Below are 11,601 nucleotides of genomic sequence, written 5' to 3' on the forward strand. Positions count from 1 at the left end.
ATAGCGGAGATATAACGAAGGGCATCGAAGACACCCAGCGAGTACTCACCGCCGCCCAGAGAAACGCCCCTCCTCGCTCGCCCTCGGAGGTGGCATCGTCGGGTCCAGGAACAGGTCCCACAGCGCCCACACGGCACTGTCGAGCAGATCCGGGGAGTCCTCCGTCTCCCCCTGGTCGGCGAGCGTCATCATCTGCTCCTCCAGCTCGGCGAACACTCGAGTCGGCCACCTGCCCGTCTTAGTACTCCAGCAGCGGTTCGTGTCCTGAGCTGGTTCTTCTGCGGTAGTGGCAGTGGCGGGCGATGGCTTGGCGGTGTCGTCGCCAGGCCGACCATGTCAATGCATGGGCGATGGGATCGCGGTCGGCTCGCGGGTGGGGCAGGAGAGCGTCCAGGAGTCGCCGTATCTCTGCCACGGTGAGCGGGACGAGGGCTGATCCGTTTCTGCAGCCCCCTTTGCCGGATCACCGGCCTGGGCTGCGAGTGCGCCCAGGACTGAGTGGGCGAGCATCGCCAGGGTGATGTGCCGGTACCAGCCGATGCAACGGCGGACCTCGTACTGGTCCAGGCCGCATTCGTTCTTCGCTGCCTGGAAGCACTCCTCGATCGCCCAGCGGGAGCCAGCGATCCGGACCAACTCGGCCAACTCGACACCGACGGGTGCGTAGGCGAGGTAGTAGGCAAGCTCGCCGGGATCGAACAGGCTGCGGCGGGCCATAACCCAGCGGTGATGAGTCGGCGGATCGGGGTCGAAGATCAGGTTGGCGGGCAGCTTGGCCGCGGCCCAGTCGTAGACGCGCGGGCCCTTGGCGCCGTCGCCGCAGGACAGCCGTTGCCAAGCATCGGCAGGGGCATCCTCGATGAGCTGGTCGATGCGCCACATACCGGCCAGGGACTTGATCTGCTGGGACTTGGGCACCGCGACCACATAGCCGACATCGAGTTGTTCGAGCAGGCGGCGGAAGTGCCAGTCCTGCCCGTACGCCTCGTCCGCGGTGACCCAGGCGGCGGGCAGGCCGGTGGCGATACAGCGGCGGACGATGTCCCGGGCCAGCTCACCCTTGGTGGCAAAGCCCCGCTCGTCAGGAATCTTCGCCGCCCGGCAGCGGTCGCGGTCGGAAGTCCAGGCTTTCGGCAGGTAGAGGTCCCGGTCGACCAAGGCCCGACCCGAGCTGGTGGCGTAGGCGGCGAATACCCCGATCTGACAGTTGTCGATCTTCCCGGAGGTACCGGTGTACTGCCGGCCCACCCCGGCCGACGTGGTGCCCTTCTTGATGAACCCGGTGTCGTCGATAATCAGTACCCCGCCCGGACCGAGACGCTCACCGACATAAGCACGGACATCGTCACGCAGCGCATCCGCGTCCCAGACGCTGCTGTTCAACAGCCGCTGAAAGCCGTCCGGAGTGCGATGACCTGCCCATTCCGCAAGCTGCCAGCCGTTCTTCCGTGCCGCCTGCCCCAGCAGGCCCCGGACATAGTCCCGCATCCGCCACCGCAGATCCGCCCGAGCGAATCGACCCGCCACCCGCGCAAACACCGACTCCAACTCACTCGCCCAGCCTGCGACTTCAGTCATCCCCTCCATACCAGGACAACGACAACCACCAGCTCAGGACACGAACCGCTGCTGGAGTACTAGGGCGTGCTCTTGGCAGCGGGCGCGGTCGGGGCGAGAGAGGTATCGGAAGGCGTCGGCACGGCCCTTCAACGTGTACGGGCACGCGAGGTCACTGCCTGTTCCTCCGGCCGGGGCCCCATGACGATCATCCGTCCACAGGTGCGGTCCACGAACGCGGTGCTGGCGCCGGGATGTCAGCGGGCGCGGGGGCCCAGAACGGCTGTGGCACCGGGGATTGCCCACAAGCCGCGCAAGGCCTGGGTCTCAGCATCAGCCGAGGGGCGGTGCTGTGCATGAGGAACGACCGCGGGCTCGGCGGCCTGTTCGCGGGCGAGCCGCCGTAGGTAGGTCGGGCCGGGCCGGGCTCCGGTACCAGCGGGAGCCGTCGATGCGGAGCCAGCCGTCCTCGGCGAGTCGCTGGAGCGTGGCCGTCATCATCTGCTCCGTCCACGGTGGCGCCTTGGGGGCCTTTTCACAGTGCGCGGCGAGCAGTTCGCGGGTCTGTGGCCCGTGGTGGTGTCGTGCCACGTAGGCGTCCACCCAGGCGGCGATCTCGTAGCCGCGCCCCTGCACGGTGATGGGACTCGGCTTGGGGCAAGGTCCCGTGGGCGGCGGTGGGGGTGTGGCACCTGGTGTGAGGCGGCGCGCGTGCCGGGTGAGCGTGATCTTGATGGGGTCGCCGGCCCGGGGGCCGGGTACGAGGCGGTGGAGCCATCGTGCCGAGAGGAGCGTTTCCAGGACCGGCAGGGCCAGATCCCGGGAGGTATACCCAGGGTATCCCGGCACTCCCCGTGTCCCACGCTTGCTGTGTCGCTTTACACCGGGTCTCGCCGGTCGGTACGCGGCGTGCTCGTGTGAGCCATCGTGTCGCTTTCAGCGGTCCATTCGGTGATGGAGGTCACTTTGTCGGGCGTCCTCGGTACGCTTGAGGACGCCGGGCAGAGGGCCTCCCCGGGCGCCCGGTCTTCTGGGCTGCCCCAGTCTAGGAGGTGACGCACTGGGAGCGTGCGAAGTGCCGAGTGAGCGAGGAGGGGTTGTTGGCCCTCCCGTTTACCGCTTCATCCGTAAGACGGGAAGCCGACGCCGAGGGTGATCCCCCAGAGCCTGATGGCTTCTCTGGTATCGCCGTGAACTTCTGCGTCGATCGCGCGTTCCGCACGCTCCGCAGCCGAGCGCATGACGGTGAGAGCGCTGACACGACGGTTGGCAGTCATGTATGCGGAAAGGTCCTCACTGCACCCAGCGGGGTCCTGGACATTCAGGAATCTAGGAGCGGTCCGGAAGATCTTCAGCAGGGCCGTGCGGCTGGTGTTGCCCAGGGCTGAGACGGCGCTGGCGACCATCACTTCGAGGTGGAAAGACTTGAAGTGGGCACTGTGGGCCCGGTTCCACGCCTTGACCAGCCGAATCAGCCCTTTCAGGTCTCCATCGAGCGCAGCGTGCTGCCGGTTCAGCCAGGTGCTCTGAGCCGGCGGGTCGGTGGTGAGCCACCGGCCTCTCCCGTTTGGCAGCAGGAACCCACCCGCCGACAAGGCGAACACCGGAGCGATCTCCACGTGCGGGCCTGAGTTGCAGAACAGGCGTACCACCTGCCAAGGGTGCCGACGATCTCCGCCTGGTAGCCCGACAAGGCGTCGCGGACGCGGTAGATGAAGGCCTGGGAGTCTTCCCGGTAGCGATCCCAGGCGCCCTTTGCGCAGCTGAACTGCGCGAAAACATCGACTTCGTCGGCTGGGTGAATGAGCGTGCCCCGGTCGGCGGAGCCGATGAGTCTGGTGTCGACGAGCGGCATATTGGAGGCAGTATCGAAGGTGCCGCCGAGGTAGTTCTCGATGCTGGCAGGTCGTCCCTTGACCTGGTCGAGCTCCCGGCCATCGACCCTAAGCCACCTCTCGAACTCGTCGAACGCGCTGCTCACGGTGGTCGCCATCAGCCTGTGATCCCTTTATCGACTGCATAGGTTTGGCCGCCACAGGCAATGTTCCGTTGGGCACGCTTGCGGGCTCGCTTGGAGATCGGCGGCGCCGCCTGATTGGCCGCCTGCCATCGGTCCGTCAGCTCGGTGAGGGAAGATCGAGCTTCGGGGAAACTGGAACGCGGAAGGTCGATTTTGCGAGCCTGCCGCGCCGCTGCCTGCACGACTTGATACGCCTTGGCGGAGTCGGTGACTTGAGTCTCCTTTTGCGAGGGATTAACCGTGGTCATCACTGCACCCGTGAAAGCCGCCCCGAGTGCGAGGCCGCCAGCAACCGCATCGAGGGAATTGCTGGCGAGTACCGTGCTGCCCGCCACAGCGGCCAGCACGGCTGCGGCTGAGCCAAGGATGAGATTCAGTTTGCGCCACACTTTGGCTGCTTCAAACTGACCCTGCGCCGAGTACATGCACGATTCCTCGATGCGGCTGAACTCTGCGTGAAGCGCATCCCGGCCGTCGGCTTCCTCGTTCAACGTGCACCGCCTCTCGACGGGCTGGCCTTCGCCCCCTGAGGTGACTCAGGCGCACCCACGCCCATTATCGCGCAATCCCCTGCATTGCGGTAAAGCGCGGGTCGCCGCTTTGCCAGGACGGAGATCGGCTAAAGGTTGTCTCGTAACTCCTGGTCGGCTGCTGCGTTGGGCTTCTTGTGCAGATCGTCACCGCTCAACGCCGTGAGCTCATAGAGGTGTTCACCGGGCTGCGCCTGCCTCAGTTCCAGCGCCTGGTGCGGGCCGTCCACCGCGAGGGCAGCCGGGCCCTGGCCCCGGACCGACCGGGCCGCCCATGGGCACTGACACTGGAGGACCGAGTCCTGCTGGTGGCGATGTACTGCCGCACCAACCTCACCATGCGCCAGCTCGCCCCACTCTTCGGGATCTCCCCGGCGGCGGTCGGCAGGATCATCAGCGGACACGGCCCTCTGCTGGCCCTGGCGCCCGGCAAGCGCAAGCCCGGCCGGCATCAGACCCTCATCGTCGACGGAACCTTGGTGCCCACCCGGGACAGGAGGGTGTCCGCCTCATCGAAGAACCACCGCTACTCGGCGAACCTCCAGGTCCTGGTCAAGACCGAGACCCGGCTCGTGCTGGCCGTCGGCCAGCCCCTGCCGGGCAACCGCAACGACTGCACCGCCTTCTCCGAATCCGGCATCAAGGACGCCTGCGGCAACGCGACCGTCATCGCCGACGGCGGCTACCAGGGCACCGGCGTCCTCATGCCCCACCGGCGCCAGGCCGGACAGGACCGGCTACCCGACTGGAAAGAACGGCACAACGCCTCCCACCGGAAGGTCCGGGCCCGCGTGGAGCACACCTTCGCCCGCATGAAGAACTGGAAGATCCTCCGCAACTGCCGCCTCAAGGGCGACGGCGTCTTCTGGGCCACCAGCGGCGTCGCCCACATGCACAACCTCGCCCTCAGCGGAGGCTGATCACGGCGCTACGAGACAACCTTTAGGGGCGGGAAACGCGGCAGGCCAGCACAGTGTCGCTGCCGCTACGGATCGAACCGTCCACGCCATGCGCGGACTGCCGGCTCGGCGTCCGGGATCCTGACGATGAGGCCCGTCTGACCCGCCTGAAACCTACTCGTGCTGTCGTCTGCCATGACATGGCATGCTGCCACCCCCGCAGCCGGCCAGAGTGATCATTATGCGCTGATGATCACGACTGATCTGTGATGCAGGGCGAGAGGTGGGACACCGCCAGAGGTGGACTGACGTCATTTCCCGTGAACATCCAGAGGTCCGACGATCGCCAAACGCCGCCGGAACCCATGAACAAACGCTGTCAGTTGAAGTGAACGAAGCCAGTAAGCCGGGGCGACTTCGAGCATCAGCTCGCCGATCGCGTGGGGGCTGGCGGCGAGGTCGTCGACGACGCGGCGCAGTGCGGCGAGCGCGGGATCCGCCGGCGGATCGGCGGGCGGCGGGGGTGGGGCGGTGCGGACGGCCTGGCGGACCACCGCGCGCACCGCGGGCTCATGGAGGGCTTGGAGGCCGCTGCGGGTGAGCGCGGCGAGGCGGCGGGTGATCAGTTCCGCGACGACGTCCGTGCGGCCGGAGACGGCGATCAGGGCGCGGCCCCCGCTCGCCTTTCGCCCCTCTTGCGGGTTCAGCGAGGGCGCCCGCAGGAATCAGCGGCGGTACATCACGTAGAGCTTGTTGTTGTGGGAGGCTGCGGCCGGCTCGGCCATGGCCGGGGTCGCTGTTTGTGTGCTGACGGTTTCGAAGCTGCCCCACGCGGTGCTGCCCTTGGCGACGCCGCGTACGGTGCCGTCCTCTGCGCGGAGGATGACCCAGAGTTTCCCGCCGTGGGCGACGGCGGCCGATCCTCGCGGGGTGACCCACCCTGGATTGGTGTGGGTGCCCTGGTTGGTCCAGGTTGCACCTCCGTCGGACGTGCTGAAGTACGTGCCACCGCTTCCGCTGGTGATCCGCCAGAGCAGATTGTTGTGGACAGCCAGGCCGAGGGGGTTACCCACCTGCCAGTCCAGGGTGTCCTTGTAGGGCCCGCTCCAGTCCACGCCCGGTGCTATGGACGCACCGTAGCCATGGAACCTGGACACCGCCCCCACGTGTTTTCGGTGAAGCTGCGCCAATACAGCCCGCCGTCGCGGCCGGTGACGGCGTAGAACAGCTTGCCGTGGGCCGCGCACAGGGCGGGAGCGAAGTTGCTCTGGTCCTGGCCGATCCGCTCGGGGCTCCTCCACACCCCGCCTTCCAGGCGTGTCCACATCACCGCATGGTCGGAACGTACGAACGCCGCGTACAGCTTGTTGTTGTACGAGGCCAGGGCGGGAGGTGTGACGCTCTTCCACGGCAGGGCGATCGGTGTGCCCCAGCTCTCACCGGTGCGTACCGCGTACTCCAGGGTGCCTTCGGGAAAGGGCACTTTCCCACCGGTCGACTTGACCTTCAGCTTGTGGAAGCCGTCACCGTTGAAGTCCCACTCGGTGATCCCGCGGTGCGCCATCACGGCCAGGGTGTACTGGTCCAGGACGAACCCGCGCTCGCAGGACATGTCGTCCTCGTTGCGCCAGATGGCGATGAAGGTTGCGAGCATCCCGACGGCTTCCATCAAGAAGCCGCCGGCGAGTCCGGCGTCCCCGATCGCGGTGCCGATCTGCCACTGCCAGGTACTGAAAAGCTGATCATTCAGCTTCTGCATTGCCATTTGGAGCTTGTCGTACCACTCGCTGGTGCTGTTGTCGGCCTCCCAGACCATGATGTGCACAACCAGGCCCTTGCTCGCCTGCCCGTCGAAGATCACCTTTTGCGACGACGAGAAGGAGCGGGTTTCCCCCCTCTTCACCGCCCCGAACTCCTCTGACCTGAAAGCCGGGCCCTTGGCCCTGTCACTGGAGGCGGTGATACACCAGTAGATCTCGTCCTTGCCGCCGGTGAACCCGTCGCCCACCTCCCGCTCGACGTAGAAGCTCTCCAGCTCCAGCTTCACCTGGTACGCCGGCGCGGCAATTGTCTCGGTTGGCTCCGGTGTGCGAGGGACCGAGACCCCAAGCCTGAGTTCGCGGGTGGCGGCGGTGAACGCGTCATTGTCGACCTTGCCTCCCGCTGCCAGCACTTCCCGGTCCATGACCGACAGGTTCGCCCGCGACAGGTGCTCCTGCGCCACCGGAGCGAAGCCGTCCCGCAGGTTGTCGAGCGTGTAACCCGAGGTCACCGGGCGGGTGGTGATGGTCTCGGGCAGTGTGTCCAGTCGGCCGCCGGACTTGTCCACCGAGTCTCGGTAGACCTGCCCCCAGTCCTTGATCTCCTGATCCGTCAACGCCGCCCGTAGCGTCTCCAGCAGCATCTGCTCCAGATCGGTCGCCGTCTGCCCGGCCCGCAGCCGGTCCGCGGCATGCAACGCCGCCCCGAGCAGCACATTGCGATGCTGCGAACCCGCCAGCATCCGCCCCGCACGTGAGTCCGACCGCGTGCCCGACAGCAGACCCTCCAGCAGTTCCAGCCGCTGTCGCGGAGTCGTGTCCCCAACGCCCATGCGTGCCTCGCTCTCCTACTGCCCGCCCCCCGACGGAACAGGCCAGCTTGGACGCTACGTACCCCAACCACCCAACAGTGGGCATCGGCTACAAAACAGCCGGAGAAAGGACCGAAAGCCGCGGAGCTAGCGTGCGGACGTGGATATCCCGATGTCGTGGCCCGATCCGCAGAGCCTGGCAAAGATTCGAGACGCTGAAAGCACAGTGGAAACAGCAGCGCGACGTCGCCCTTTCCAAGGCCCGGTACTACGAAGAACTCCTGGAATCCGCCCGCGACTGCCAGGAACACGAGGACCTGTACCGCGAGCTGCACAAGGGCCCTGTCCACCACGCCGACATCGCCACCCCCGGCCCCGCCCTGCAACGGAAACCAAAGCACCTGTGAACGAACCTGACCTGGAGCCTCAGGAGGTTCTCGCGCTGATGGCACAGGAACCGCGACGGCTGTGGAAGGCCGACGACGTCCGGGTCGGGCTAGGACGGGAGTCCGTCAAACAGGTCAGGACATGCCTGAAGGCCATGGTAGCCGACGGCCGGCTGGAAGTAGTCCGCCGAAAGGCTCGTCATGCCTTGTTCCGCATTCCCGCTCAGCCTGGGGCAGCCGACCAGTGAGGGAGAGCAACAGCGGCGCGAACAGTAATCAGGCTGTGGGCGGTTGAGGGACAGCCGCGGTGCGGAGCCGACGGTGATCAGGACGGTGGTCACCTGTCCGCGTAGCGGGCGGTGAAGCCGCCCGCCTGGTCGCGGACGAGGAGGAGCAGAGGTTTGGTGGCAGTCAGGTCGGCGAGCGCGGTGGCCGATCGGGGTGCCGGACATCTGGGTTCACCGTGGGATTCCCCGCCAGAAGAGGGCCTCTCCTCAGCCGAGAGACCGGTTAGCCGATGACGGGATCCACGCTGTACTTCACGTTCTTCGAATCGCAGTTACCCCACGTGACTCGCCCGATGTCCGTTGGGCCGCGCCAGCAGGCCTTTCCGTTGATCCATCGGATGTCCTCGTCGGGCGATGACATCCACTTCTGTGGCTTCTGGCGGCCGTCGCAGGGGCGGAGCGTCACAACGCCGAAGTCTGCCGTAGCGCATAGCCCGGTGGCGGCCTGACGGATCTGCTGCGTTGCCGGGTCGTAACTGAATCGCTGTTCCGGACCCGAGTTACATTCCTCGAACTGCAACCCCTGCGGCCCGCGGTTGCTCGCCCATCGGCCGAGACACTTGCCATCAGTCTCTGTGCCATGTGATTTGATGATGAATTCACCGGAGGGGAATTCCACTGCCTGAGCGGGGACGGCTGCAGCCGCCCATACAGTGGCCGCCGCCGCGAGCGCGAAGAACGCATGGGTGAAGACAGGCTTCTTCCTGGTCACAGCTCGAATTGCCTTCTCTATAGATCAACAGGAGGTTCAGAGTGTATGACCTAGGAGATCGAAATCTGAGCCAAATCCCCCGATTTAACCCAATCGTGTATTCATCTCAACAGCTCGTGCGGTCGCTGGGAGACACTGCGTTAGTCCAACCGTCGGAGACTGTCGGGCAGCCTGGAGCGCCTTTCTGTTCGCCCGGCCAGGAATAGCTCGCGGACCGTGTCATCACCCAGGCGACTACCACCGGCATCTGAAACACGAAACGGCCCCCATCCGGTGACACTGCTGCTTTGAACCTGCGGGTGGAGGGCGGCGGTGCGGGCATGGCGGTCATCCTGTCTGACCGGTGCCCGCTGCGACGCGACGGGCCGGCCCGGCGACTTCCATATGGCCACCGAAGCCGACCTGGACCACTACACCTATACCGTTTCCGGGTCCATCGGCGTCGGCCTCAGCAACCTTTGGCACCGGCACGCCAGTGTCACCACCGACCCGAACGACGCCATCGCATACGGCCGCGGACTCCAGGCGGTCCACATGTTCTGGGCCCATGACGACGACCTCGCCCGAGGTGTGGACTTCTTCCCGGACGGCTGGACTCCCGCAGACATGCGCGACTGCGCCCAACGCAACCTCAATCAGGCCACCAACTACCTGGATTCCCTTCCCCCCGGACCCGTCTGGAACTTCTGCCACCTGCTGCGGGACATCATCGCGGCCACCCTCCACGCCGCGACTCACGAAGAAGCAACCCTCACCCGGGAGCAAATCACCGCTATCGCCAACTGGTATCCCGGGACGACCTCTTCCTGACCATCGGCCACCGGTTCCGCGGGGTCGTTCAACGAACCGAACGCCCCCGCGTCACCACACGGTCACACCACCGATGTCCTGGCATTTCAGCCGTGATCACTCTCAGCGCCAACCGCTGTACCAGTCGAACGCCGGTTCTCTCCATCGTGTAGCCCCAGCACGGCCATAGCAGCGTCCGGCGAGCGGACACATTCCCCTGAACGCTCCTGTTGCCTGCTTCTGGCGTACTCCGGCTGCCCCCTTTCAGGACGAGCGGTGACAGGGAGGTCCGCTCGGCGGCGGGCGCAGCCTTGGAAGTGGGAAGCTCCGGGCGGGCGTTGGTGGAGGCTGGGCGAAGGCCACCAGGCTGGGATGTTGGGCCACCCGGGGTATGGAGGATCGCTTCTTCGGCATCGGCCCCCGTGCGGTCAGCAATTCGCCAGTGCCGCTCGTGCGGGGCCGTCCCGCCGGAGACCGCGACCTCTCAGTGCCGGCGGCGTTGTAGTCGTCGTGAGAAGAATCGTAGCTGAGCGGCCGGGTAGGAACGTGATGACGGTGGGGCGCGCGGATACGACTTGCTCCCCGTGCCTCGTGCGCCGCGGAGGTGCCGCTGGCGTGAAGGGGTTCCTGGAAACAGCCGTTGCTGGAGCCCGCCGCGTCGGGTATCCGTCGGCGGAGGCTGCCGCATGAGTTACGGAGTCCTGGCCCACAGCGGCGTATTCGCCCGACCGACGGCGATGGCTCACGCCGGGCACCCGGTTTTCCGAGGAACGATCCATCCGAGTCGGATTTCCACAAGGAGGCGGGTGGAGCTGTGCACCTGGTGACGGATGGTGCCTCAGGGCGCGCGATGAGCGTTGCCGCTATCACCGGTGCGACTGGGTTTCTCGGGCTTCGGCTGGTTCCCGAGCTGCTGCGTGATCATGGGTCGCTTGTGGTGCTGGCTCGGCCGGGGCCGCTTCGCCCTGATGAGCGGATCGCGCGTTTTCTCCGTTCCTCGGGGGTGCCGTTGGACGAGGTTGAGTATCTCCTGCGACGGATTGAGATGGTGACGGCCGACATCACGCAGCACCGCTTCGGACTGTCGGAGGGGGCCTTCCGGGAGCTGGCCGATCGGATCGATGTCCTGTGGCACTGCGCAGCGGACATTTCGCTGTCTTCGGTCAACAGCCGAGCTGGGTACACGAATGTCGGAGGAACTCGTCGGGCGATCGACCTGGTCTCACAGGGCGTCAGGAAGCCGCTCCTGTGCCACATCAGCACTGTGGCGGTCGCCGGTGCCCGGCCCGCTGGGACGGTGCTGGAGCATGAACTCGACGACTCCTACGGCTTCCACAACCCTTATGAGCGTTCGAAGTTCGAGGCGGAGCAGTTGGTCCGTCGCTGGGTACGGGAGGAACAGCGCACGGCTGTGGTGTTCCGGCCCAGCGGGTTGGTTAGTTCGTGCCGTGCCGTTTCAGGGGACCCGCAGCATCTGATGCAGGTGGTGGCGGACTTCGTGGCGGGCGGGATTCGAGCAGTTCCCGGGTTGGCGTCCCGGCCGCAGGGGGTCGCGGTGTACGGGGTCGCCGAACACTGTTGCGTCAACTTTCTGCTGGTCGAGGATGCGGCCCGCGTGATGACCGAGGCCGTGCGTCGCTGTCCGGCTCAGGGCTTGTCCACCTACCACGTCGTGCACCCGCAGGATGTTCCTGTGCGCGAAGTGATGGCGGCGCTCAGTCTGTACGTGGGCGTGGGGGGGGGGGGGGGGGGGGGGGGGGGGGGGGGGGGGGGGGGGGGGGGGGGGGGGGGGGGGGGGGGGGGGAGGGGGGGAGGAGCGGGAGGGTCGATGGGGGCGCTCGGGGGGTAT

The 11,601-nt window shown here is 66.5% G+C and carries 13 protein-coding genes; 4 read left to right on the plus strand and 9 right to left on the minus strand.

The window, feature by feature from the left end; all coding sequences use genetic code 11:
* Nucleotides 1-45: 45 nt before the first annotated feature.
* The 5 genes from ACZ45Z_RS07320 to ACZ45Z_RS07340 all read right to left on the minus strand — a co-directional run bounded on the left by ACZ45Z_RS07320 (nt 46) and on the right by ACZ45Z_RS07340 (nt 4,068).
* Nucleotides 46-216 (minus strand): hypothetical protein, encoded by a 171-nt coding sequence (locus tag ACZ45Z_RS07320; protein WP_468357558.1) that lies wholly within the window; start codon nt 214-216, stop codon nt 46-48.
* Between the two features lie 120 nt (nt 217-336).
* On the minus strand, nt 337-1,587 hold the full coding sequence (locus ACZ45Z_RS07325; protein ID WP_468357561.1) for an IS701 family transposase: 1,251 nt from the start codon (nt 1,585-1,587) through the stop codon (nt 337-339).
* A 1,091-nt stretch (nt 1,588-2,678) separates the two neighbouring features.
* Nucleotides 2,679-3,176 (minus strand): hypothetical protein, encoded by a 498-nt coding sequence (locus tag ACZ45Z_RS07330; protein WP_468357564.1) that lies wholly within the window; start codon nt 3,174-3,176, stop codon nt 2,679-2,681.
* Nucleotides 3,071-3,550, minus strand: a complete 480-nt coding sequence (locus ACZ45Z_RS07335) for a nucleotidyltransferase family protein (protein ID WP_468357567.1) — start codon at nt 3,548-3,550, stop codon at nt 3,071-3,073. Before ACZ45Z_RS07335 ends, ACZ45Z_RS07330 begins: the two co-directional genes overlap by 106 nt.
* Nucleotides 3,550-4,068 carry an SLATT domain-containing protein gene (locus tag ACZ45Z_RS07340; RefSeq protein WP_468357570.1) on the minus strand — a complete coding sequence of 173 codons (519 nt, stop codon included), beginning with the start codon at nt 4,066-4,068 and terminating at the stop codon, nt 3,550-3,552. The genes ACZ45Z_RS07335 and ACZ45Z_RS07340 overlap by 1 nt, the downstream gene beginning before the upstream one ends.
* Before the next feature lie 176 nt (nt 4,069-4,244).
* Between ACZ45Z_RS07340 and ACZ45Z_RS07345 the strand changes: the two genes are divergently transcribed.
* A complete protein-coding gene (locus tag ACZ45Z_RS07345; protein WP_468357573.1) occupies nt 4,245-5,027 on the plus strand; it encodes a transposase in 783 nt (260 codons plus the stop codon).
* A gap of 290 nt (nt 5,028-5,317) precedes the next feature.
* On the opposite strand, the gene ACZ45Z_RS07350 is transcribed toward ACZ45Z_RS07345, so the two are convergent.
* The 3 genes from ACZ45Z_RS07350 to ACZ45Z_RS07360 all read right to left on the minus strand — a co-directional run bounded on the left by ACZ45Z_RS07350 (nt 5,318) and on the right by ACZ45Z_RS07360 (nt 7,599).
* Entirely contained in the window at nt 5,318-5,569 is a 252-nt protein-coding gene (locus tag ACZ45Z_RS07350) for a hypothetical protein (protein WP_468357575.1), read from the minus strand.
* A gap of 162 nt (nt 5,570-5,731) precedes the next feature.
* A complete protein-coding gene (locus ACZ45Z_RS07355; protein ID WP_468357577.1) occupies nt 5,732-6,121 on the minus strand; it encodes a hypothetical protein in 390 nt (129 codons plus the stop codon).
* A gap of 8 nt (nt 6,122-6,129) precedes the next feature.
* A complete protein-coding gene (locus ACZ45Z_RS07360) occupies nt 6,130-7,599 on the minus strand; it encodes a hypothetical protein (RefSeq protein ID WP_468357580.1) in 1,470 nt (489 codons plus the stop codon).
* Between the two features lie 131 nt (nt 7,600-7,730).
* On the opposite strand from ACZ45Z_RS07360, the gene ACZ45Z_RS07365 reads away from it, so the two are divergent.
* A complete protein-coding gene (locus tag ACZ45Z_RS07365; RefSeq protein WP_468357583.1) occupies nt 7,731-7,985 on the plus strand; it encodes a hypothetical protein in 255 nt (84 codons plus the stop codon).
* Nucleotides 7,986-8,474: 489 nt separating this feature from the next.
* Here the strand turns inward: ACZ45Z_RS07365 and ACZ45Z_RS07370 are convergent, their stop codons facing one another.
* On the minus strand, nt 8,475-8,963 hold the full coding sequence (locus ACZ45Z_RS07370; RefSeq protein ID WP_468357586.1) for a ricin-type beta-trefoil lectin domain protein: 489 nt from the start codon (nt 8,961-8,963) through the stop codon (nt 8,475-8,477).
* A 312-nt stretch (nt 8,964-9,275) separates the two neighbouring features.
* Between ACZ45Z_RS07370 and ACZ45Z_RS07375 the strand changes: the two genes are divergently transcribed.
* Nucleotides 9,276-9,773 (plus strand): hypothetical protein, encoded by a 498-nt coding sequence (locus ACZ45Z_RS07375; protein ID WP_468357589.1) that lies wholly within the window; start codon nt 9,276-9,278, stop codon nt 9,771-9,773.
* Between the two features lie 829 nt (nt 9,774-10,602).
* Nucleotides 10,603-11,601: SDR family oxidoreductase (locus ACZ45Z_RS07380; RefSeq protein WP_468358705.1), on the plus strand; the 999-nt coding region annotated here is incomplete at its 3' end.

The sequence above is a fragment of the Streptomyces sp. NPDC031210 genome (assembly GCF_055570395.1).